Here is a 21,519-nt window from a genome sequence, read left to right on the forward strand (position 1 = left end):
TAGTGTTCGAAAGCTGGCGAATGGTATCGCCGCTCAAACACATAAGGAGATCTCGCCATGGGTAAGCTCACCGATACGGTCAAGGGTCTTGGAAACGAAGTCGCCGGCAAGGCAAAGCAGGCTATGGGCGATGCCCGCAACGATCCCGCGCAGAAGGCCGAAGGCGTCGCGCAGGAACGCAAGGGCGAAGTCCAGCAGGGCGTTGGCAAGGTGAAGGGCGCACTCGGCGACCGAGTGTAATCTCGCTAAGGATCGTGGGGTCCTGAAACAGGCCTTGCGGTTTTGAAGAGAGGGCTGCCTTCGGGTGGCCCTTTTCTTTTGTGCATGCAGCCTCGGTAACTGCGGTTCTACCAGTCGTGCCGTTTCGGGAAGGGTCTGAACGGCGCTTTGCTGGCTGGTAAACAAACCGTTAACCCGCGCTTTATGCGCAGCATGACACGTCGCTCACTCGTCCTCACGCAGGAATCCGCCGGACACTGGTTCCGCCGCTCGCTGCCGCCCCATGTCTTCACCGATCCGCTGGAAGATGATCCGGTCGACCGGGAAAATGCAGAGGCGGCCCGCCGCTGGATGATCAGCGGTGGCGACTGGAAAGGGTTCCTCAGCGCCTATTGCGCAAGCTTCGTCGCGATCATCATGTTCATCGCTTGATTATAAGCGTTAGAGCATTCAGGAGGCCGTAAGCGCCGCCCGTTCCGCCCGGAACAGCAGATGGCCCAGCCAGGCCGAAGCGCCGCACCCCAGCGAGACGACCAGCAACTGCTGCGCGACCGCGATGCCCATAAATGTCATCGCCCCGGTCGCCAGCGAACCCACGACCATCGCCCCTGAATTGACGATGTTGTTGGCCGCGATGGTCCGCGCGGTATGCGCCTTTTCCACGAACGTCGTCAGAAACGCATAGAGCGGCACCACGAACATCCCGCCACATACGGAAATGCCCAGCAGCGTCAGCATCAGCGGTGCGGCCAGCGGCTGAACGACGAACGTGGCGACATCCATTAGCTCGGTCGATCCGCCGTGCGGCGGCCAGATCCGGCACACCTGCTGGAATGCGACGAGGAACGCTCCCATGCCGATCACCGAGATGGGCGACCAGCGGGCGGACACGGTGCCCTTGAGCAGTGCGTTGATCGTCACCGATCCGATTGCGACGCCCACGGAGAAGATGACCAGAAACAGGCTGGCCACTTCCTTGCTGGCCTTCAGCATGTTCTTGGCCAGCGGCGGGAACTGGATGAACAGAACGGTGCCGATCGCCCAGAAAAAGCTGATCGCGCAGATCGCCAGGAACACCCGGCGATCGCGCATCGTCGTGCGCACCAGATTAATGGAAGCGCGAACGAAGTGGTAGTCGAGCGGCTCCAGCTCTCCCTGAGCCGGGGCGGGGGGAACCTGGCGACCGGCGATGTAGCCGATGCACGCGACAAGAATGACGCCGATGGCGGCCATGTCCACGCTGATCCAGCCGGCGACGATCGTGCCCGCCAGCACTGCGATGTACGTTCCCGCCTCCACCAGCCCGGTACCGGAAAGCACTTCGCCTTCCCGCAGATGCTGCGGCAGGATCGCGTACTTGATCGGGCCGAAGAATGTGGAGTGCACTCCCATCGCAAACAGCGCGAGGAGCATCAGCGGGATCGCGATGGTATCAAGCGACACCCCGCCCTGCCACGCCAGCGCCAGTCCAGCGCCACCGACGAGCATGATCCCAATTTCACAGGCCTTGATCACGCGAATCAGCTTGGCCTTGTCACGCATGTCGGCCAATTGCCCGGCCAGCGCCGACAGCAGGAAGAACGGGATGATGAAAATACCCGAGGCAAGCGCGCTGAACCGCGCTTCCTGCGCCTCGGAATTGTATACCTCGTAGACCACGAAAAGGATCATGGCGTTCTTGAACAGGTTGTCGTTGAACGCGCCGAGGAGCTGGGTGATGAAGAGGGGAAGGAACCGCCTTGCCCGGATGAGTTGGGTCGTCGTGGTCATGATCTAAACGTGCCGCCGGCCTTGCTCATTGGTCGCGGGGACACTTAATGCGGTGGGGCGGAGGCACAACCCCCGTTCAGCACTTTATTACCGCGGCAATTGCGCGCTATGGCGCTGTTACAATGCTGACACTTCCGAACATCCTCACCCTGTCGCGCATCTTCACGGTGCCGTTCCTGGCTTTCCTGCTGTGGTGGCCGACGTGGCAGTTCGGCTACGCGCTGGCTTTCGTGCTCTATTGCCTGATGGGCATCACCGATTATTTCGACGGTTATCTCGCGCGGTCGAGCGGGACGGTATCCAAGCTGGGCGTGTTCCTCGATCCGATCGCGGACAAGATCATGGTCGCGGCGGTGATTCTTGTTCTGACGGCGCAGGGTATTCTGCGCGGGCCATATGTCGGCGATGCGCATGTGATCGCCGGTCTGGTGATCCTGATTCGCGAGATTGCCGTGTCTGGCCTGCGGGAGTTTCTGGGCGGACTGCAGGTATCGATGCCGGTCAGCCGCCTGGCCAAATGGAAGACGACGTTCCAGCTGGTCTGCCTGGGCGCGCTGATTCTGGGCAAGGCAATGCCGTGGTGGACGCTCTGGCTGGGCGACATGGAAATAAACGTGCCGCATACGGTCGGGCTGACCACGCTGTGGGCCGCCGCCGTGCTGACGCTCGTTACCGGATGGGACTATTTGCGGGTCGGCATCAAGCACATGGATTGACTCGCGGCCGGGTATTCACCCCGCGCGCAGTTCGTCCGCTAGCATTTTGAATTCTTCCGCACGCGGGGAATTGCGCCGCCACACCAGCGCGATTTCGCGGTTGGCGTTGGGGGAGCGCAGCGGACGCGCCACCACGTTGGTGCCGTTGAGAATCCCGGCGTCCAGAGCCATTTCCGGCAGCATCGTGAGCCCTAGTCCGTTGTCCACCATTTGCACCAGCGTGTGCAGGCTGGTGCCGATCATCGTCGCGCTGGCGCGCAGTTCGGGACGATTGCACGCGGCGAGGGCATGGTCCTTCAGGCAGTGGCCGTCTTCCAGCAGCAACAGGCGATGTTCGTCGATGATGTCCGGCCCCACCTCATCCGGCGGACTGCGCGGATAATCGCTGGGGAAGGCCACGAAGAACGCATCAAGCTCGATCGTCTCCTTCTCCACCTCGCCGGTAGCGTACGGGAGGGCGAGGAGCACGCAATCGGCGCGGCCATGGTGGAGCGATTCGATCGCCGCCTGGCTGGGTTCTTCGCGCAGGAACAGCTTGAGGTTGGGGCGTTCGCGGCGCAGGCGCGGGAGCATACGCGGCAACAGGAACGGGGCAATCGTGGGGATCACGCTCATCCGCAGTTCGCCCGACAGCGGCTTTCCGCTGGACTGGACGAGATCGGACAGTTCCTCCGTTTCTCGCAGGATGCGGTGCGCCTTGGCGACGACGGTGTTGCCGAGGGGGGTAAAGCGGACGGCGCGCTTGGTCCGTTCCACTAGTGTCACCCCCAGCAATGTCTCCAGATCGCGCAGTCCGGCCGAAAGCGTGGATTGGGATACGAAACTGGCATCAGCGGCACGCCCGAAGTGGCCGTGCTCGTGGAGCGAGACGAGATATTGGAGCTGTTTGAGCGTGGGCTGATAAACGGTCACGCCGGGGCTATCGCATGAACAGGCGAACTTCGCCAAGCGCTGACTGCTATTCAGGCAATATCGGCCATATACTGGTTTTTACCCATACCACCGGCAAAAAGACGTTTGTTATAAGCGATTTATGATTTCCATTGTGTCGCTCGTAAATCAGTTCCGTCGCTTGTCGCGATCGCTGTCCCGGAAAATCTGTCCTCACGGGGACGCTAGATGCTCTTTCAGGGAACCGTGCGTCACGTGCTGGTCGGACAGTTTTCCCTAAGCGTCCGAATCCTGACCCTCCACGACCGAGGCGTCGTCTACGTGCGTCATCTTGAGCTTGCCGTTCTCCACCGCGAAGGCGAGCTTGCCTTCGACCAGATCGAGCGCTTCCCTGCCGAACACGTCGTAGCGCCATCCCTGCAGAAGACTGAGGTTCTTGCGAACGCCAGCGGCGAGCAGTTCCAGTTCTTCGTTACGGGCGAGCAGCCTTGCCGCCGCGTCGATTTCGCGAGCGCGAATCTTCAGCAGCAGCTTCAGCAGGTCGGCGACCAGAGCGCCTTCCTTGCCCAATGGCGCGCCGCGCGGCGCACGGGGCGGAAGTTCGTCTTCCGATAGCGGTTCCGAACTGGCCAGCACGCTCATCAGGCGGCGGCCGATCTCGTTATCCTTCCAGCCTTGCGACAGGCCACGCACTTTGGCGAGATCGGCCTGCGTTTTGGGCGGATGGCTGGCGATGTCAGCCAGTGTCTCATCGCGAGCGATCCGCCCGCGCGGGATGTTCTTGCCCTGCGCCTCGACCTCGCGCCACTCGGCGATGGCTTTCAGGCGGCCGAGAACCTGCGGGTTGCGCCCCGGTGCCTTGATCCGCTTCCACGCCTGCGCCGGGTCGTTGCGGTAGTGCTCGGGATCGGCCAGCTTTTCCATTTCCTGGTCCAGCCATTCGCCGCGCCCGGTCTTGATCAGGCGCTTGAGCATCTTGGGGAAAATCTTCGACAGGTGCGTGACGTCACCGATCGCGTATTCGATCTGGCGATCGGTCAACGGGCGGCGCGACCAGTCGGTAAAGCGGGCGCCCTTGTCGATCGTCAGGCCCTGCCACGATTCGACGAGGTTGGAGTAACCGATCTGTTCCGACTGGCTGATCGCCATCATCGCGATCTGCGTGTCAAAGATCGGGTGCGGCGTGCGACCGGTGAAGTTGAAGACGATTTCCACGTCCTGCCCGCCCGCGTGGAAGACCTTGAGCACATCCTCGTTGTCGGTCAGCAAGTCCCACAAGGGCTTGAGGTCCAGCCCCGGCGCCAGCGGATCGACCGCGGCGGCTTCTTCGGTATTGGCGATCTGCACCAGGCACAGTTCCGGCCAATACGTATTCTCGCGCATGAATTCGGTATCGACGCTTACGAATTCGGACTTCGCAAGACGCTCGCACAAATCGGCAAGATCATCGGTTTTTGTTATCAGCGGGTGAATTTTCATTGAGGCGAGGCGTTACGCCGAACGCGGCGGGGGATCAACGCCCCCCGTCGGGCTTTGTCGCATGTTTATGCGCGGCGAACGATCCGGGCCAGCTTTTGCAGCAGGGAAAGCTTCTCCACCGCGGCAAGTTCGGCGATGCTTTCCGATGTCACCAACTGGCGGCGCAGCTGCGTTCCGGTGGTGTGCAGACCGGGCGGCGGAAGGTGCCAGGCCTCGGCATCTACGCCGGTTTCGATCTCGGGATCGGCAAGCTGGCGCAGTTCCAGCAGCGCATCGGCATGCTTGAACTCAACTGGGGGAACGGGTTCTGCAACAGGCACGGCGATCGGCGCGTCGGCCCACTGCGCGAACGTGCTGGGTGCATTTCGGGCTGAGCGATCGAAAGTCTGTTCCTGAAGGTCGTCGAACATATCGTTGGAAAGCATGGCCGTCATCCGTTGCGATTCACTTGGCCCCCTGCGCGAAGTCTATAGCCTGCAATGGTTTACATGAGGTTACTGCGCCCACGCTCAGGAGGTTGGAACAGTCTTGCGCAATCCGTGTCTGGAAATCGGCGCGCCACTGGACTAGGGGCGCGGGGACATTCCCATTCTATCATCTTGAAGAAGCGCGAAACCGCCATGACCCATCCCTATCGCTCTCACACTTGCGGCGCTCTTGGCGCTGCCGAGGTCGGCCAGACCGTCCGCCTTTCGGGCTGGGTCCATCGCAAGCGCGATCATGGCGGCGTTCTGTTCGTCGACTTGCGCGATCATTACGGCCTGACTCAGGTCGTCGCCGATACCGATAGCGCGGCGTTCACGCTGCTCGATTCGCTGCGGCTGGAAAGCGTCGTCACCATCGCGGGCAGCGTGAAGGCGCGCCGCGAGGGGACGGTGAACCCCAACCTCGCGACAGGTGCGATCGAAGTCTACGCGCGTGAAGCGACGATCCTGTCCAGGGCCGAAGAACTGCCGATGCCCGTCGCCGGGGAGCAGGAGTACCCGGAGGATATCCGCCTCAAGTACCGCTTCCTCGACCTGCGCCGCGATACGCTGCATGCCAACATCGTCAAGCGCACAAAGATCATATCGGACATGCGCCGCCGCATGGAAGGCATTGGTTTCACGGAATATTCCACCCCGATCCTGACCGCGTCCAGCCCCGAAGGCGCGCGCGACTTCCTGGTGCCCAGCCGCATTCATCCGGGCAAGTTCTATGCGCTGCCACAAGCGCCGCAGCAGTATAAGCAGTTGCTTATGGTCGCCGGGTTCGATCGCTATTTCCAGATTGCTCCCTGCTTCCGCGACGAGGACCCACGCGCCGATCGTCTGCCGGGCGAGTTCTACCAGCTCGACCTGGAAATGAGCTTTGTCACCCAGGAAGAAATCTGGGAGACGATGGAGCCGGTGCTGCAAGGCGTCTTCGCCGACTTCGCAGAGGGCAAGCCGGTGACCCCCGCTGGTGAGTTCCGCCGCATTCCGCATGCCCAGTCGATGCTGGACTACGGATCGGACAAGCCGGACTTGCGCAACCCGCTGCTGATCAAGGACGTCACAGAGCATTTCGTCGAATCGGGCTTCGGTATCTTCGCGGGGATCGTCGGCAACGGCGGTGTTATCCGAGCAATCCCGGCGCCGGGCGCGGGCGCGGGCAGCCGCAAGTTCTTTGACGATACCAACAACTGGGCGCGGGGCGAGGGCTTCTCGGGCCTTGGCTATATCAACATCAAGGATGGTGTACCCGGCGGCCCGATCGCGAAGAACCACGGCCCGGAAAAGACCGCAGCGCTGATCGAGGCGCTCGGCCTTGGCCCAAATGACGGCGTCTTCTTTGCTGCCGGCAAGGAAGAACAGGCCGCCAAGCTGGCCGGTCTGGCCCGCACCCGCGTGGGCGAGCAACTCGACCTGATCGACAAGGATCGGTTCGAATTGTGCTGGATCGTCGATTTCCCGTTCTTCGAATGGGACGAGGACACCAAGAAGGTTGATTTCGCCCACAACCCGTTTTCGATGCCGCAGGGCGGGATGGACGCGCTGGAAGGTCAGGACCCGCTCACCATCAAGGCGTTCCAGTACGATCTGGTGTGCAACGGCTTCGAAATCGCCTCCGGGTCGATCCGTAACCAGTCGCCCGAGCTGATGGTCAAGGCATTCGAGACGGTCGGCCTCTCAAAGGCGGACGTGGAGGAACGCTTCGGCGGCCTCTATCGCGCGTTCCAGTACGGCGCGCCGCCTCACGGCGGCATGGCGGCGGGCGTCGATCGCATCGTGATGCTGCTGTGCGGTGCGCAGAACCTGCGTGAAATCTCGCTGTTCCCGATGAACCAGCGCGCCGAAGACCTGCTGATGGGCGCGCCAACCCCTGCAGAACACAAGCAGCTGCGCGAACTGCACATGCGGGTGGTGGAACCGACCAAGCCAGCGGCTCCCGCCGGGGGCAAGGTGGTCGCGCCCGACGCGGGATGAAGCAACGGGGCGTGCAAACGCCCCGTTAGCTGCCCTTGGTCACCCTGAAACAAGTTCAGGGTGACGCATCGTGAAGGCGGGGTACCGCCGCCCAACCTCTACGCTGGAACTGGAACTCCACCACGCGGTTTCCCTGCGGAATGGCCGCGTTCATGGGTTTCTGGCGCCAACCGCGCAAAAAATGCGTGCGAAGCGTCAGGATCGTGGATAAGGCCGTTCATCGTCTATCAAGGGTCTGATCCAAGCCTCTTGCCAGCGCGCCGCCCAGTCTTTAGGGCGGCTGTCGAAATATCAATCCTCCGGATTTTTGAAGGGGTCTATAGACATGAGCGATACCGCCGATCGGGTTAAGAAGATCGTCGTCGAGCACCTTGGCGTTGAAGCCGAAAAGGTTACCGAAGATGCCAGCTTCATCGACGATCTGGGCGCTGACTCGCTCGACATCGTCGAGCTGGTCATGGCCTTCGAAGAAGAATTCGGCGTCGAGATCCCCGACGATGCGGCTGAAAAGATCAGCACCGTCTCCGATGCCATCAAGTACATCGAAGAGAACAAGGGCTGATCCCGGCCAGCGCCCCGCGCCCCGCTCGCATGTCGGGTGGGGAAGGGCGCACTTCGGATTGAAATCGACAGGCTCGACCTCTAAGGGGGCGGGCCTGTCGCCGTTTTCGGCCAATCGAATTTCGGCCAACTTGCGTGGGCCTACAGCGTTTCGGAGAGCATAATGCGTCGTGTTGTCGTCACCGGACTTGGTCTTGTCACCCCGCTGGGTGCCGATGTGGAGACCACCTGGGCCAACATTCTTGCCGGAAAATCCGGCGCAGGGCCAATCACCAAGTTCGATGCCTCGGACCAGAAGTGCCGCATCGCTGCGGAAGTGAAGCCGGCCGACCACGAATACGGTTTCGATGCCAACAAGCGCGTCGATCACAAGGTTCAGCGCCAGGTCGATCCCTTCATCGTCTTCGGCATCGACGCCGCCGGTCAGGCGATCGAAGACGCGGGCCTTACCGACATGGACGAAGCGACCCGGCTGATGGCGGGTTGCTCGATCGGTTCGGGTATCGGCGGCCTGCCGGGCATCGAAAGCGAATCGCTGGTGCTGGCCGAAAAGGGCCCGACCCGCGTATCGCCGCACTTCGTCCATGGACGCCTGATCAACCTGATCTCCGGCCAGGTATCGATCAAGTACGGCCTGATGGGCCCGAACCACGCGGTCGTCACCGCCTGCTCCACCGGCGCCCACTCGATCGGCGACGCAGCGCGCATGATCAAGGACGGCGACGCAGACATCATGCTGGCGGGCGGCGCCGAGAGCACGATCTGCCCGATCGGCATCGCCGGTTTCGCGCAGGCGCGCGCTTTGTCGACCGCGTTCAATGACCAGCCCGAAAAGGCCAGCCGCCCCTACGACAAGGACCGTGATGGCTTCCTGATGGGAGAGGGCGCTGGCGTCGTCGTGCTGGAAGAATACGAACACGCGAAGGCGCGAGGCGCGAAGATCTACGCCGAAGTCATCGGCTATGGCCTGTCGGGCGACGCCTATCACGTCACCGCTCCGCACCCCGAAGGGTCGGGCGCGTACCGGTCGATGGCGATGGCCCTGCGCAAGGCCGGGCTGGAACCCAAGGACATCGACTATATCAATGCGCACGGCACTTCGACCCCGCTGGGCGACGAGCTGGAACTGGGCGCGGTTCGCCGCCTCTTCGGCGATGCGATCGATGGCGTTTCGATGAGCTCGACCAAGTCGGCGATCGGCCACCTGCTGGGCGGCGCGGGCGCGGTGGAGGCGATCTTCTGCATCCTGGCGATGCGCGACCAGATCGTGCCGCCGACCCTGAACCTGGACAATCCGAGCGACGGCTGCGTGGGCGTCGATCTGGTGCCGCACACCGCCAAGAAGCGCGAAGTTCGCGCGGTGCTCAACAACAGCTTCGGCTTTGGCGGCACCAACGCCAGCCTCGTGCTGCGCAAGGTAGACTGAAGGAAACGATCCGATGATGTCCCGGCGTGGATGCGTTCTGGCAACTGTCCTCGCTCTGGCCATCGTCGGAGGGTTGTGGGCCTTTCTCGGCGGCTGGTACGGTTCCGGGCCGCTGGTAAAGGAAACCAGCTTCATCGTGCCCAATGGCGCGAGCCTTGGCGACGTGGCGCAGCGGCTTGAGGACAAGGGCGTCATCCGTTCCGCAACGGGGTTCACCTTGCGCGCCCGCGTGTTCGGTGGCGGCGGCGGGATCAAGGCGGGTGAGTTCGCCATTCCCGCCCATGCCAGCGCGTCGCGGGTCCTGGCCATCATCTCCAGCGACGATGTGATCCGCCGCTTCGTGACGGTGCCCGAAGGCATGCCCGCGATCATGGTCTATGAACGGCTGAAGGCGCAGCCCGCGCTGGCCGGAGACATCGCCATCCCGCAGGAAGGCTCCATCCTGCCGGACAGCTATCCGTTCGAAAACGGCGAACCGCGCGAGGTCGTGGTACGCCGGATGCAGGCGGCGATGAGCCGCACGGTCAAGGAACTGTGGGCCAAGCGCGCGCCCAATCTGGTGGTCAAGACGCCGGAACAGGCGGTGATCCTCGCATCCATCGTCGAGAAGGAAACGGGCAAACCGGCGGAGCGGCGTATGGTCGCGGGCCTTTATTCCAATCGCCTGCGCACCGGGATGCTGCTGCAGGCAGACCCCACGATCATCTACCCGATCACCAAAGGCAAGCGCCTTGGCCGCCGCATCCTGCAGTCTGAAATCCAGGCGGTGAACGACTACAACACGTACACCATGGTCGGCCTGCCCAAGCATCCGATCACCAATCCCGGCCGCGAATCGATCGCCGCCGTGCTCAATCCCGCGAAGACCGACGCACTGTACATGGTGGCGGATGGCACGGGCGGCCATGCCTTCGCCGCGACGCTGGAGGAGCATAACCGAAACGTCGCGAAGTGGTTCGCCATCCGGCGCGAACGCGGGGAACTTTAATCCAGATCAGCTAAAGTAACCGGCCGGGCGTGCGAACTTTGCCGGTCCTCGCGCATTCAGGCAGGCGAGAACCATCCCGCTCGCTCACCGGAGGCCCCATGCTCGAACGCCAGATCCCCGACGTCACCCTGAAGACCCGTGTGCGCGACGATTCGATCGGCGGACCGAACCCCTTCAAATGGCAGGACTTAAACGTTCGCGATGCCTTCGCCGGGCGCAAGGTGGTCGTGTTCGCTTTGCCTGGCGCCTTCACGCCGACCTGCACAACCGAGCAGTGCCCCGCTTTCGAGCAGTATTATGATGACTTCCGCGAAGCCGGGGCGGACGAAGTGTACTGCCTATCGGTGAACGATGCGTTCGTGATGTACCAGTGGGGCCGCCACCTCGGCCTCTCCAAGGTAAAGCTGCTGCCGGACGGATCGGGCAATTTCACGCGCCGCATGGGCATGCTGATCGACAAGCAGCACTTGGGCTTTGGCCTGCGTTCGTGGCGCTACGCGATGATCGTGGACGACAATCGCATCACCGGATGGTTCGAGGAGCCGGGCATCAACGATGCCGGGTCGGACGAAGACCCCTATGGCGAATCCACGCCTGACAAAGTGCTCGAAGCCCTGCGCGGCTGATGAGTGAGGGGTCAGCCCCGCCCCCCACGCCGGGGCCAGCGCCCGACTGGATCGCTACCGGGCCGCGCAAGGTAGGGGCGCCACTGCTGGTCACGGCGGAACTGCCAGACGACGTGCTCGCATGGGCGGACGGGCTGCGCCGGACGCACTATCCGCCCGAACGCAACCGCCTGCGCGCCCACGTCACCCTGTTCCATGCCCTGCCGCCCTCGGTGGAAGCGGAACTGGTCGACCTGCTGAAAGATCTGGCCAAGGCCGCACCGCCGCCCGCACGGGTGAGCGGCATAATGAAGCTGGGCAATGGCACCGCGATCGCCATAGATAGCCCGGCCATGGTTGATCTGCATGGACAGATCGTGGAGCGGATGCACGGCCTGCTGACCCGGCAGGACGCCCAGCCGCTGCGCCTGCATGTAACGGTGCAGAACAAGGTGACATCGCATGCGGCGAAAGCGCTGCAGACCGAACTGGCAGAGCAGCTTCAGCCGCGATCGTTCCGTTTCCGGGGCTTTGGTCTCTACGCCTGGGAGGACGGTTTGTGGCGTCCGCTGCGCGTCGTTTCATTTCGTGGATGAAGGCATGTTTTGGGTGTTGACCGATGCCGACCTCCCCCCTAAAGGACGCGGCCTGCACCGCATCCACGGTGCACCAGATCATGCCGCGCCACGCCGCAGCATCGATGTGGCGGAGTAGCTCAGCTGGTTAGAGCAGCGGAATCATAATCCGCGTGTCGGGGGTTCGAGTCCCTCCTCCGCTACCATTTTTCCGACCGAATTTAGTCTCGTGCGTTGGCAGATAGCATGATGCCGCATCTAAGCTGTATTGAATGGCGCAGTTGTCGTCCCTTTCCCAATGTGTCCCAGCGGCTTCGGGATGTGAATGCGGCACATTAACTAACCAAGCGTGCGCTGCCCTACTCGCAATTAGGCTAACATTAGCAATCTCTGCGTAGATATCCGAATGAGGCACGGTTCTGACCGACAGAATTAATCTTGATCCAGCGGCTATCGATCGCTTTGTACCCCGGAGCGTCAAGATAAGGATGATGGACCTCATTCTCGCTTGGGCACGCCTTGATGCCGGCATCGGTCAGTTAGCAGCGCTTGGCTTTGGGATGGATCTTTCTGTCGGTGCGGTAATTTTTGGAAAGATGTCCGTCACGGATCGCCTCTTGCGATTGCGCGAACTGAACAAACAGCTTGGCCGCTCTCAAAATCAGCAAGCCTTGAAAACGCTGAAAGTGCAGTATGAACAGCATAGTAAACTGCGCAACACCATAGCTCACTCGACTTTAGCAGGCCGCTACATTGACGGCCGCCTAGTTTTTCTACCGTTTCATTCGACCGGCAATTTTGGTGAACTAGCCGTGGATCTGATCGCGACAACGGAAATTGACAGGTCCGTAAGATGGGCAAAACGGCTCAATTCCAATATCGACGCAATGATTGTGGAGCAAATGCGATCGATGGATCAGGCTCACGCGCAGATAAAGACTTGAAATAGGCAACATCCAAGTTTCACCCGGAGTGCTCGAGGTCGGGTCGCTAAAAGCGGCTACGCCGCCAAAAGCGGCTACGCCGCCAAAAGCGGCTACGCCGCCAAAAGCGGCTACGCCGCCAAAAGCGGCTACGCCCTGCCAAGCAAGTAAGATGGTACGTCTCTGATGGCTTTCCCATCGTCCTCAAATCCAAAATTGCCTTCAAATTGCCATCCCGCGAACTTACGCTTGATTTGCGTCTGATTATCATTAGCGGTGTTCGCGACTGGTGTGACCGGCCTTGATGGCCAGTCCACGGATTCGCGGATGGAGTGCATGAAGGCTTCTTTCAGGCAATCGATGGCCTGTCTGCATACCTGGACCGGGCTGCTGCCGGGGTGGCTGCTGTTCGTGATCTTCCTGTTCGGCACCTGCGCTTATTTCCAGCAGGAGATATCGCGCTGGATGCGACCCGAAGTGTCTGTCAGCCAGTTGTCCCCTCGCGGACTGGCGGCGGCGGACGCGGTGCTGCGCAAGGAAGCGGCGGGGGCGGCGTCGTGGACGCTGTCGATGCCGGACGCGCGCGGGGGCGAGGGGTTCGTCGTTTCGTGGGCCGCGAAAGAGGGCGCCAGGCGGAGCGATCGCAGTGAAGTGACGCTCGATCCCGCAAGCGGCGCGCACGTTCAGCCACGGGCGACGCGGGGCGGTTTCTTCCTCTACCGCATGCATTTCGATCTGCATTACATGCCGGTGATGTGGGCACGCTATCTGGTGAGTCTGGCCGCGCTGGCGATGCTCGTCGCGATCCTGAGCGGGGTGGTGACGCACAAGAAGATCTTCGTCGATTTCTTCCTGCTGCGCTTTGGCAAAGGCCAGCGATCCTGGCTGGACGCGCACAACGTGACGGCGGTGGTGGCGCTGCCGTTCTATCTGATGATTACCTACACCGGGCTGGTGACGCTGCTGTTCACTCTGATGCCTTGGGCCATCGCGGCGAATTTCCCCTCAGACGATGCCTATTACGCGGCGGCGTTTCCGTCCGGCACGCAGGCGGAAGTCAGCGGTCAGTCTGCGCCGGTGCTGCCGTTGCAGAACCTGATGCAGCGGGCACAGAAAGCCGTGCCGGGGTTCGAGGCTGGCTATATCTCGATCACCCACCCCGGTGACCGGTCGGCGATGGCGACGATGTGGTCGAAGTACGACAACTGGGGCGGGGTGCGGGGCGCGGTCTACCTCGATGCGGCGAACGGCAGGGTGCTGGCGGTTCCGCCCACGGGCGGCGCGGCCACCGCCACGTATCGATCGATGATCGACCTGCATGCCGGACGCTTCTCCAAGCCCGGACTGCGCGCGCTCTACTTCGTTTCGGGGCTGTTCGGCACGGTGATGGTGGCGACCGGGCTGGTGCTGTGGACGGTAAAGCGCCGGGTGCGCCTTCCTGATCCAGCGCGCCCGCACTTCGGTTTCTGGCTGGCGGAGCGGTTGAACGTGGGTGTGATCGTCGGCGCGCCCACAGGAATTGCCGCGTATTTCCTCGCCAATCGCCTTCTCCCGCTGAACCTCGCCCAGCGCGCCGACTGGGAGATCAACGCCCTGTTCATCGTGTGGTGCGGCGTGTTTGTCTGGGGCTTGGCGCGACCGGCGCGGGCGGCGTGGACGGAGGGGCTGGCCGCTTGTGCTGCGCTGTTCGCGGCGGTGCCGCTGGTCAACGCGCTGACGACCGGGCGCGGTCTGCTCACCAGCCTGAGCCGGGGCGACGTGCTGTTCGCCGTGTTCGACGCTGGCATGCTGGCCTGCGCCGCCGTCTTTGCGTTCGCCGCGTGGAGGGTGGCAAAGCATAAGCCCAAGGTGCGCGGCGCTCGTCCGGTGAGCGACGGGGCGGAGGCTTTCGCGTGACGCATCTGGTCGTCCTGGCCGCAAACCTGATTGCCTTCGCGATGTTGCTGATGGTGCAGCCACGGCATCAGCAGGACTGGCTGCGTCGCAAGCTGCCTGCCGGAACGTCAAGGCGTCTGCGTGGTGGCGGGTTCGCGGTGTTGGTCATTGCTTTCCTTGTGGCCTGCGCCAGCTGGGGCTGGGTGGACGGGGTCCTGTCCTGGTTCGGGTGGCTGACGGTGGCCGCCATCGTCAGCATCGCCGCCAACACCAATCGCGAGCGTATCCTGCGAAAGGTCCGTCGATGACCATGACCCCGGCTCTCGCCCGTAAGACAGTGTGGTCTGCCGCCTCGCGCGTTCTGGCGACGACGGTGGGGGCCTATGCGACGACGGCGCTGATCGTCATGGCGCTGTCGCGGGTGCTGATTGCCTGCGGGGTGGACGCGGTGGAGGCGGTGGGTGGCGCCACGATCGCCAGCTTCGCGATTTTCGCCGCCATCGCCATGGCCGGGTTCCACGCCCGCACGGCGTTGAAGGCCTGGACGGGGTTGGGGATCGCCAGCGCAGTTTGTGGGTCGATCCTGTTGCTGATCGGCAACGCGGGCTGACTTGCGCGATCCACGGCAGGTTGCCATAGGCGAGACCCGCTTGCGCTCATAAGGGATTGCCAGGGCCATGTCCGCAGGGACCACAGATGTGCAGGCCGTCGGCATCGACTTCGGCACCACCAACTCGGTCGTCGCGCTTGCCGATGGGAAGGGCGCGGCGCAACTGGTCGATTATCGCGCGCCGGACGGTAGCGCATCGGTGTTCCGCACCGCTTTGTGCGTGTGGCAGGACCCGGACGTGCGCGGCGGTCCGACACCCGGACTGGCGCATGAGGCAGGGCCATGGGCCATCGCCGAATTCCTCGATTACCCGCAAGGCAGCCGCTTCCTGCAGTCGTTCAAGTCGGTGGCGGCCAATCCGGCTTTCGATCAGGCCACCTTGTTCGAAAAGCGGTTTCGCTTCGAGGATCTTGGCCGCCTGTTTCTCCAGCATCTGATTGATCACGCCGGAGCAGCGATGCGCGATCTGCCCGAGCGGATCGTGGTGGGCCGCCCGGTGCGCTATGTCGGTTCGCGGCCCGACCCGGTTCTGGCCCGCCAGCGCTACGATGCGATGTTCGGCATGCTGGGGCGGGACGTGCATTACGTCTACGAACCGCTCGGCGCCGCGTATGGCCACGCCTCCCAGTTGCAGGAAGCCGCGACGCTGCTGGTGGCGGACTTCGGCGGCGGCACCAGCGATTTTTCGATCGTGCGCGTCGACCCGGAGGCGCGTCGGCGCTGCGTCCCGCTTGGTTCGGCAGGTATCGGCATTGCCGGCGACAGGTTCGATTTCCGCATCATGGACAAACTTGTCCTGCCGATGCTGGGCAAGGGCAGCACGTACCGCTCGTTCGACAAAGTGCTGGAAATCCCGGACGGCCACTTCACCGATTTCGGCGACTGGTCGCGCCTGGCTCTGATGCGCAATCGCCGCACGCTGGCGGAGCTGGCCCGGCTGCAGCACAGCGCCACCGATACCGCCGCCATCGGCCGGATGATCGCGGTGGTGGAGAACGAATTGGGGTATCCGCTCTACGATGCGGTGGGCAAGCTGAAGCGCGGCCTTTCGGGCGAACCGCACGCGCACTTCCATTTCGAAAGCGACGATCTGGCGATCGAAGCCGACGTCAGCCGCGCCGAGTTCGAGCAGTGGATCGCCCCGGATCTTGCCCAGATCGCCCTGACCCTGGACGAAGCGCTGGCATCGGCGAATTTGCGGGCCGATCAGATCGACCGCGTGTTCCTCACCGGGGGATCGTCGCTGATCCCCGCCGTTCGTGCGCTGTTCGAGCAACGCTTTGGCGAAAGCCGGATCGACAGCGGCAACGAACTAACGTCAATCGCCCATGGCCTCGCGCTGATCGGACAGGCGCCCGAGCTGGACGAGTGGACAGTAGGCGCAGCAGAATAGGATTGCGCCCCATTCGTAGTTGCATCAGACGCACCGGACGTGACCGAATTCGATAGCGTCGTGCCTCGACATGGGGGACGTTAGCGTGTTTGGAGGCGCCGCGCCGGCGAAACGCACAAGCGACACGCCTCGGACAACATCAGGCTGCATTCTGGCCGCCTGACGATGACAGGACTGGACCATGGACGAAAACCTTCGCCGCGCGGCGCTTGACTACCACCTGCATCCGCGCCCGGGCAAGCTGGCCATCGAACCGACTAAGCGCATGGTCAACCAGCGCGACCTCGCGCTCGCCTATTCCCCCGGCGTGGCCGCACCATGCCTGGAAATCGCAGCCGATCCGGCCAGGGCGCTGGACTATACCGCGCGTGGCAACCTGGTGGCGGTGATCTCCAACGGCACGGCAGTGCTGGGGCTGGGCGCGATCGGCGCGCTGGCGTCCAAGCCGGTGATGGAAGGCAAGGCCGTCCTGTTCAAGAAGTTCGCCAATATCGACGTGTTCGATATCGAGGTGGACACTACCGACCCGGAAAAGTTCATCGAGGCGGTGGCCCTGCTGGAACCGACGTTCGGCGGCATCAACCTGGAAGACATCAAGGCGCCCGAGTGCTTCGCCATCGAAGCGGCGCTGAAGGCGCGCATGAACATTCCGGTGTTCCATGACGATCAGCATGGCACCGCCATCACCGTGGCCGCAGCTGTGCGCAACGCGCTGGTTCTGCAGGGCAAGACGCTGGCCGATGCCCGTTTGGTCACGTCGGGTGCGGGCGCAGCAGCGCTCGCCTGCGTGGATCTGCTGGTGTCGATGGGCTTGCCGATCGAGAGCGTGACCCTGACCGACAAGGATGGGGTGATCCATGCCGGGCGCGAAGGCATGCTGCCCAACATGGCGCGCTATGCCCGCGTGACCGACGCGCGTTCGCTGCCCGAAGTGCTGCCCGGCGCCAACGTGTTCCTGGGCCTTTCCGCACCCGGCGTGCTCAAGCCGGAATGGCTGCCGATGCTGGCGCCCAGTCCGCTGATCTTCGCGCTGGCGAACCCGGAGCCGGAAATCCGCCCCGAAGTCGCCCGCGACGTCCGTCCCGATGCGATCATCGCGACGGGGCGATCTGATTATCCCAATCAGGTCAACAACGTCCTGTGCTTCCCCTACATTTTCCGCGGCGCGCTGGACGTGGGCGCGACCCAGATCAACGAGGAAATGAAGGCCGCCGCTGCCGAAGCGATAGCCGCGCTGGCTCGCGTCCCCGCGCATGACAGCGTGGCGCAGGCCTATGGCGGGCGAAAGCTGGTGTTCGGGCCGGAATACATCATTCCCACTCCGTTCGATCCACGCCTGATCGCCGAGATCGCGCCCGCCGTCGCCAAGGCGGCAATGGACAGCGGTGTCGCCACCCGCACGATCGATCTCGACGAATATCGCAACTCGCTGGCGGCGCTCAACACCCGGTCGGCGCAAGTCATGCTGCCGGTGTTCCAGGCGGCTCGCGGGGCGCAAAAGCGCGTTGCCTATGGCGAGGGTGAGGACGAGCGCGTGCTGCGCGCGGTTCAGGACGCCCTGCGCGAAGGCATGGTGCGCCCGACGCTGATCGCTCGCCGCCGTATCCTTGAACAGAAGCTGCCCGAACTCGGCCTCCAGTTCGAACTCGATCGCGACGTCGATGTGGTCGATCCCGAAACCGATCATGGGCTGATGGGCGAACTGGTGGAAGCCTATCGCGCCATCGCCGGGCGCAAGGGCGTGCCCGCCGCCGAAGTGCTGCGCCATACCTACCGCCGCCCCACCGTGACGGCGGCGATGCTGCTGCGCACCGGGCATGTCGATGCGGCGCTTGTCGGCGGCAATTCGGAATATTGGGGCCAGGTCGAGCACGTCCTGCGCATCATCGAGCGGACCCGGCCGCATGGGCGGGTCTATGCGCTGTCCGGCCTCATTCTCGATGCGGGCGCGCTGTTCCTGACCGACACGCACATGGTCCCCGATCCGACGCCTGAGCAGGTTGCGGAGATGACTGTGCTGGCGGCGGCGGCGGTGCGCCGGTTCGGGCTGGAGCCGCGCGTGGCACTGCTGTCGCACTCCAACTTCGGCTCCTCGCACAGCCCGAGCGCGCGCAAGATGCGGGCGGCGGCGGCGATGGTGCGTCGTGATGCGCCGCATCTTCTGGTCGATGGCGAAATGCACGCCGACGCTGCGCTCAGCCAGGCTCTGCGGGACAAGCTGATCCCGGACTCGCGGTTCGAAGGCGCGGCCAACCTGCTGGTGATGCCGAACCTTGATGCGGCGAACATCACACTGACGGCGCTTTCGGCTTCGTCCAGCTCGCCCACCATCGGGCCGATGCTGCTGGGCCTGTCGCAACCCATCCACGTCCTGACGCCGGGAGTGACCGCGCGCGGGATACTCAACCTTACCAGCATCGCGGTAAGCGGCGCGGCAGAGGCCGAACACGCCCACCGCGCCATCGCTGGATGATCGGGCCGCTGGAAGATTGAGGAGGGCGGGGCTTAGGCCCCGTCCTAGCACTGCCCCGTTTTCCTACATCGGCAATTCCTGCTATGATCGCCCAGGTTCTCTCACGCTGGAAACGCGAGCGAGCAGGGCGCTCTTGTAAAAGCACCCGGTCGCATGTGTTTCATCAACAAAACCCTCCACCACCAGCGTTGGCGGAGGGTATGGTGGCAAACTCGAAATTTATGTGAGCGGTGATCAGGCCGGAGATGTCACCGATCCGCGCACCACCAGCTCCATATCGAAATTGCCCCGCGGTGCAGCGCCGCCATCGATAATCCGGCGCACCGCCTCCGCGGCGAGCTTGGCCCAGGGGACATGCATGGACGTCAATGTCGGCAGGGTCCGCGCCGCGATGGGCGTATCGTCGAAGCCGGTCACCGACAGATCGGATGGAACCGCCACTTCCATCTGCGCGGCGGCGTGAAGGACGCCAACGGCCATCTCGTCATTGCTGGCGACGATGGCGGTGGGGCGCGGGCTGATCTCCAGCAACAGCCGCGCTCCTTCGATCCCGGAAGCGAAGGAATTGTCGCCCGATACGATCAGCGCCGGACCGCGATCCAGCCCATGGTCGGCCATCGCGTCCATATAACCCAGTTCCCGCTGTTGAGCGCTGGTCGAGTCCTCAGGCCCCGCAATGAAGCCTATCCGCGAATGGCCCTGCTTGATCAGCCAGGAAACAAGACCCTTGGCGGCGTGACGCTCGTCACAGGCGATACCCTGATCGCCCTTGGTGGCGCCCAGCCGAACCGACGGTGTTTGCGCGGTGTTGCAAATGGCGACCAAGTCTTCCCGCTCGGCCAGCGGCGGTAGAAAGACGACGCCGGCGGGGCGGAAGCGACGCAGGAATTCGCGCAGATGCGCCGGTGCAGCGTCAGAAGGCAAGCGGTGCATGACCAGCGCAAGATCGCTTCCCGCCAGCGCCTCGCTGATGCCCGTTTCAACCGCGCACACGATGCCAGCGCGGTCAGCGCCGTCATGGATCAGGGCGACCAGCGGATTGCGGCGTAGTTTGGTCGTTCTTGGTGGCGCGACGGGGGCTATACCGGCACGCTCGATCACCGACGGAGCTCTTCGCCTCGGCTGTTCGGGTGGCTGTTCCGATTTCGTCGGTTCGGTGGCCATGCGGGTAAACTCATCGGGTCCGCCATGCGGGTCAAAGGTGCTCATATTCCGCGATATTTGCCGAGGTACGATAGGTTAGCAAGCCTGCTTCGATTCAGTTGGCGTCGTCCCTGTTACAACCGCGAGATTGCGGGATCGCGTCAAGATCGCTATTTAGCCGCCATCCCGGCCCGGCCATTTGCCTTTGGCCCTGCCTCACACGGAAACAAATGCAGACCGTTCCCACCCAACGCCACTACGGAATGGACTGGTTGCGCATAGGCGCTTTCGTGCTGCTGATCTTCTATCATGTGGGCTTCTCGTTCACCCCGTGGGGTTTCCAAACGTCCACTCGCGGCGTGGTGACGTGGGCGGAAATTCCTCTGCTGGGGTTGAGCGCGTGGCGCCTGGCGCTTCTCTTCGCGATTTCCGGTTACTCCAGCGCGGCCTTGCTGGGGCGCAACGGCGATGCCGGGAGTTTTCTCAAGAGCCGCCTGCTTCGGCTGGGAATTCCCCTGCTGTTCGGCCTCACGGTGATCGTGCCGCCTCAACCATACATGGGTCTGTTGAACAGCGGCTATACCCACGGCTATGGCTACTTCCTGCTGCACGATGCCTTCAGTTTTCGCCGGGTGATGAACGAAAATCTGCCTTCAGTGATGCATCTGTGGTTCGTGATCTATCTGCTGCTTTATACCGTGACCGTCTGTCTGGCGCTCATCGCGATCCCGGCTCGATGGTGCGCCGGATTGCGGCGAGCGATGATAAAGCTGCTGGAAGGGCCATGGCTTTTACCAGTGGGTTGCGTAGCCATCTACGCGGTGCGCTCGGTTGGCACTGAATGGACTGATACGCACAATCTCCTCACCGACCCGGCAGCTCATCTGCATTACGGCGGCATGTTCCTGTTTGGGTATCTGTTGCGGGGATCGGAAACTCTTCGGCAGACGATTGCCAGACAATGGAAATCTGCTTTGGTGCTTGGTTTGGCAGGCTATGCCTTTGTCGCCTTGGAAGCATGGAACTTCCCCGGCAATGTGCGCACGCCGTACGCGTGGCTTGAACCTCTGGACTTTGCCAAAGCAGTTCAATGCTGGGGAACGGTGATCGCCCTGTTCGGCATCGCGGACCGCTTTTGGAATCGCGACGGTCGCTGGCGTAGTACATTGGTGGAAGCGGTCTTTCCCGTTTTCATAGCACATCAGACGGTCATGGTGCTGGTGAGCTATTGGCTGCGCGACAAGGGGCTTTCCGCGCTCCCTGAGTTTCTCATCCTGTGCGGCACAGTCGCCGCCGGATCATGGGTGTTCTACCTTGTTGGGCGGGAGATCGGACCACTTCGCCCACTGATTGGTCTCAAACGCCGCAAAGCGCGGCCAGTCCTGACGGGGGAAATCGCCACTTCGATGGTGCCTTGACTATAAT

Annotated in this window: 21 protein-coding genes and 1 tRNA gene; 17 read left to right on the plus strand and 5 right to left on the minus strand. The window is 62.9% G+C overall.

Annotated features, from left to right (window positions below):
- The first annotated feature begins 57 nt into the window (after nucleotides 1–57).
- Nucleotides 58–240: a CsbD family protein gene (locus tag ACZ1JM_RS18290; RefSeq protein ID WP_465133761.1), complete on the plus strand. Its 183-nt coding sequence runs from the start codon at nucleotides 58–60 to the stop codon at nucleotides 238–240.
- 192 nt (nucleotides 241–432) lie between these two features.
- Nucleotides 433–651 (plus strand): hypothetical protein, encoded by a 219-nt coding sequence (locus ACZ1JM_RS18295; RefSeq protein WP_465133762.1) that lies wholly within the window; start codon nucleotides 433–435, stop codon nucleotides 649–651.
- Nucleotides 652–669: 18 nt separating this feature from the next.
- Here ACZ1JM_RS18295 and ACZ1JM_RS18300 read toward each other — a convergent pair whose 3' ends face one another.
- Nucleotides 670–1,989 (minus strand): MFS transporter, encoded by a 1,320-nt coding sequence (locus ACZ1JM_RS18300; protein WP_465133763.1) that lies wholly within the window; start codon nucleotides 1,987–1,989, stop codon nucleotides 670–672.
- Nucleotides 1,990–2,111: 122 nt separating this feature from the next.
- Between ACZ1JM_RS18300 and pgsA the strand changes: the two genes are divergently transcribed.
- Nucleotides 2,112–2,705, plus strand: coding sequence for a CDP-diacylglycerol--glycerol-3-phosphate 3-phosphatidyltransferase (gene pgsA, locus ACZ1JM_RS18305; protein ID WP_465133764.1), 594 nt, complete (start codon nucleotides 2,112–2,114; stop codon nucleotides 2,703–2,705).
- Between the two features lie 15 nt (nucleotides 2,706–2,720).
- On the opposite strand, the gene ACZ1JM_RS18310 is transcribed toward pgsA, so the two are convergent.
- From ACZ1JM_RS18310 to ACZ1JM_RS18320, 3 genes are all read right to left on the minus strand, one after another.
- Nucleotides 2,721–3,617, minus strand: coding sequence for a hydrogen peroxide-inducible genes activator (locus ACZ1JM_RS18310; protein ID WP_465133765.1), 897 nt, complete (start codon nucleotides 3,615–3,617; stop codon nucleotides 2,721–2,723).
- Nucleotides 3,618–3,872: 255 nt separating this feature from the next.
- Nucleotides 3,873–5,075, minus strand: coding sequence for a ribonuclease D (rnd, locus tag ACZ1JM_RS18315; RefSeq protein WP_465133766.1), 1,203 nt, complete (start codon nucleotides 5,073–5,075; stop codon nucleotides 3,873–3,875).
- Nucleotides 5,076–5,140: 65 nt separating this feature from the next.
- A complete protein-coding gene (locus ACZ1JM_RS18320) occupies nucleotides 5,141–5,509 on the minus strand; it encodes a hypothetical protein (protein WP_465133767.1) in 369 nt (122 codons plus the stop codon).
- Between the two features lie 186 nt (nucleotides 5,510–5,695).
- Between ACZ1JM_RS18320 and aspS the strand changes: the two genes are divergently transcribed.
- The 13 genes from aspS (at nucleotide 5,696) to ACZ1JM_RS18385 (ending at nucleotide 18,951) form a co-directional block, all read left to right on the plus strand.
- Nucleotides 5,696–7,522, plus strand: coding sequence for an aspartate--tRNA ligase (gene aspS / locus ACZ1JM_RS18325; protein ID WP_465135130.1), 1,827 nt, complete (start codon nucleotides 5,696–5,698; stop codon nucleotides 7,520–7,522).
- A 325-nt stretch (nucleotides 7,523–7,847) separates the two neighbouring features.
- Nucleotides 7,848–8,084, plus strand: a complete 237-nt coding sequence (locus tag ACZ1JM_RS18330) for an acyl carrier protein (RefSeq protein WP_007679564.1) — start codon at nucleotides 7,848–7,850, stop codon at nucleotides 8,082–8,084.
- Between the two features lie 162 nt (nucleotides 8,085–8,246).
- A complete protein-coding gene (gene fabF, locus ACZ1JM_RS18335) occupies nucleotides 8,247–9,509 on the plus strand; it encodes a beta-ketoacyl-ACP synthase II (RefSeq protein ID WP_465133768.1) in 1,263 nt (420 codons plus the stop codon).
- Nucleotides 9,510–9,522: 13 nt separating this feature from the next.
- Complete coding sequence (gene mltG, locus ACZ1JM_RS18340; protein ID WP_465133769.1) at nucleotides 9,523–10,497, plus strand: endolytic transglycosylase MltG; 975 nt, start codon at nucleotides 9,523–9,525, stop codon at nucleotides 10,495–10,497.
- A 98-nt stretch (nucleotides 10,498–10,595) separates the two neighbouring features.
- A complete protein-coding gene (locus ACZ1JM_RS18345) occupies nucleotides 10,596–11,123 on the plus strand; it encodes a redoxin family protein (RefSeq protein ID WP_465133770.1) in 528 nt (175 codons plus the stop codon).
- Nucleotides 11,123–11,698: a 2'-5' RNA ligase family protein gene (locus tag ACZ1JM_RS18350; RefSeq protein ID WP_465133771.1), complete on the plus strand. Its 576-nt coding sequence runs from the start codon at nucleotides 11,123–11,125 to the stop codon at nucleotides 11,696–11,698. Before ACZ1JM_RS18345 ends, ACZ1JM_RS18350 begins: the two co-directional genes overlap by 1 nt.
- A gap of 108 nt (nucleotides 11,699–11,806) precedes the next feature.
- Nucleotides 11,807–11,883, plus strand: a tRNA-Met gene (locus ACZ1JM_RS18355).
- Between the two features lie 282 nt (nucleotides 11,884–12,165).
- Nucleotides 12,166–12,621, plus strand: coding sequence for a hypothetical protein (locus ACZ1JM_RS18360; protein WP_465133772.1), 456 nt, complete (start codon nucleotides 12,166–12,168; stop codon nucleotides 12,619–12,621).
- A 315-nt stretch (nucleotides 12,622–12,936) separates the two neighbouring features.
- Nucleotides 12,937–14,496, plus strand: coding sequence for a PepSY-associated TM helix domain-containing protein (locus ACZ1JM_RS18365; RefSeq protein WP_465133773.1), 1,560 nt, complete (start codon nucleotides 12,937–12,939; stop codon nucleotides 14,494–14,496).
- Nucleotides 14,493–14,783: a DUF3325 domain-containing protein gene (locus ACZ1JM_RS18370; protein ID WP_465133774.1), complete on the plus strand. Its 291-nt coding sequence runs from the start codon at nucleotides 14,493–14,495 to the stop codon at nucleotides 14,781–14,783. The genes ACZ1JM_RS18365 and ACZ1JM_RS18370 overlap by 4 nt, the downstream gene beginning before the upstream one ends.
- On the plus strand, nucleotides 14,780–15,085 hold the full coding sequence (locus ACZ1JM_RS18375) for a hypothetical protein (RefSeq protein ID WP_465133775.1): 306 nt from the start codon (nucleotides 14,780–14,782) through the stop codon (nucleotides 15,083–15,085). The genes ACZ1JM_RS18370 and ACZ1JM_RS18375 overlap by 4 nt, the downstream gene beginning before the upstream one ends.
- Before the next feature lie 67 nt (nucleotides 15,086–15,152).
- Nucleotides 15,153–16,478: an Hsp70 family protein gene (locus tag ACZ1JM_RS18380; RefSeq protein ID WP_465133776.1), complete on the plus strand. Its 1,326-nt coding sequence runs from the start codon at nucleotides 15,153–15,155 to the stop codon at nucleotides 16,476–16,478.
- A 181-nt stretch (nucleotides 16,479–16,659) separates the two neighbouring features.
- Complete coding sequence (locus tag ACZ1JM_RS18385; protein ID WP_465133777.1) at nucleotides 16,660–18,951, plus strand: NADP-dependent malic enzyme; 2,292 nt, start codon at nucleotides 16,660–16,662, stop codon at nucleotides 18,949–18,951.
- A 234-nt stretch (nucleotides 18,952–19,185) separates the two neighbouring features.
- On the opposite strand, the gene ACZ1JM_RS18390 is transcribed toward ACZ1JM_RS18385, so the two are convergent.
- Nucleotides 19,186–20,160, minus strand: coding sequence for a substrate-binding domain-containing protein (locus ACZ1JM_RS18390; protein ID WP_465133778.1), 975 nt, complete (start codon nucleotides 20,158–20,160; stop codon nucleotides 19,186–19,188).
- Nucleotides 20,161–20,324: 164 nt separating this feature from the next.
- On the opposite strand from ACZ1JM_RS18390, the gene ACZ1JM_RS18395 reads away from it, so the two are divergent.
- Nucleotides 20,325–21,512 carry an acyltransferase family protein gene (locus ACZ1JM_RS18395; protein ID WP_465133779.1) on the plus strand — a complete coding sequence of 396 codons (1,188 nt, stop codon included), beginning with the start codon at nucleotides 20,325–20,327 and terminating at the stop codon, nucleotides 21,510–21,512.
- The last annotated feature ends 7 nt before the right edge of the window (nucleotides 21,513–21,519 follow it).

This window comes from Novosphingobium sp. BL-S-24 (assembly GCF_055521575.1).

Excerpts from the sequence above, each read along its gene's own strand:
- ACZ1JM_RS18395 (WP_465133779.1), top strand. The coding sequence starts at position 20,325 with ATGCAGACCGTTCCCACCCAACGCCACTACGGAATGGACTGGTTGCGC.
- mltG (WP_465133769.1), top strand. The coding sequence starts at position 9,523 with ATGATGTCCCGGCGTGGATGCGTTCTGGCAACTGTCCTCGCTCTGGCC.
- ACZ1JM_RS18385 (WP_465133777.1), top strand. The coding sequence starts at position 16,660 with ATGGACGAAAACCTTCGCCGCGCGGCGCTTGACTACCACCTGCATCCG.
- fabF (WP_465133768.1), top strand. The coding sequence starts at position 8,247 with ATGCGTCGTGTTGTCGTCACCGGACTTGGTCTTGTCACCCCGCTGGGT.
- ACZ1JM_RS18365 (WP_465133773.1), top strand. The coding sequence starts at position 12,937 with ATGAAGGCTTCTTTCAGGCAATCGATGGCCTGTCTGCATACCTGGACC.
- ACZ1JM_RS18320 (WP_465133767.1), bottom strand. The coding sequence starts at position 5,509 with ATGACGGCCATGCTTTCCAACGATATGTTCGACGACCTTCAGGAACAG.
- ACZ1JM_RS18345 (WP_465133770.1), top strand. The coding sequence starts at position 10,596 with ATGCTCGAACGCCAGATCCCCGACGTCACCCTGAAGACCCGTGTGCGC.
- ACZ1JM_RS18350 (WP_465133771.1), top strand. The coding sequence starts at position 11,123 with ATGAGTGAGGGGTCAGCCCCGCCCCCCACGCCGGGGCCAGCGCCCGAC.
- aspS (WP_465135130.1), top strand. The coding sequence starts at position 5,696 with ATGACCCATCCCTATCGCTCTCACACTTGCGGCGCTCTTGGCGCTGCC.
- pgsA (WP_465133764.1), top strand. The coding sequence starts at position 2,112 with ATGCTGACACTTCCGAACATCCTCACCCTGTCGCGCATCTTCACGGTG.
- ACZ1JM_RS18380 (WP_465133776.1), top strand. The coding sequence starts at position 15,153 with ATGTCCGCAGGGACCACAGATGTGCAGGCCGTCGGCATCGACTTCGGC.
- ACZ1JM_RS18300 (WP_465133763.1), bottom strand. The coding sequence starts at position 1,989 with ATGACCACGACGACCCAACTCATCCGGGCAAGGCGGTTCCTTCCCCTC.
- ACZ1JM_RS18290 (WP_465133761.1), top strand. The coding sequence starts at position 58 with ATGGGTAAGCTCACCGATACGGTCAAGGGTCTTGGAAACGAAGTCGCC.
- ACZ1JM_RS18375 (WP_465133775.1), top strand. The coding sequence starts at position 14,780 with ATGACCATGACCCCGGCTCTCGCCCGTAAGACAGTGTGGTCTGCCGCC.
- ACZ1JM_RS18295 (WP_465133762.1), top strand. The coding sequence starts at position 433 with ATGACACGTCGCTCACTCGTCCTCACGCAGGAATCCGCCGGACACTGG.
- ACZ1JM_RS18330 (WP_007679564.1), top strand. The coding sequence starts at position 7,848 with ATGAGCGATACCGCCGATCGGGTTAAGAAGATCGTCGTCGAGCACCTT.
- ACZ1JM_RS18360 (WP_465133772.1), top strand. The coding sequence starts at position 12,166 with ATGATGGACCTCATTCTCGCTTGGGCACGCCTTGATGCCGGCATCGGT.
- ACZ1JM_RS18390 (WP_465133778.1), bottom strand. The coding sequence starts at position 20,160 with ATGAGCACCTTTGACCCGCATGGCGGACCCGATGAGTTTACCCGCATG.
- rnd (WP_465133766.1), bottom strand. The coding sequence starts at position 5,075 with ATGAAAATTCACCCGCTGATAACAAAAACCGATGATCTTGCCGATTTG.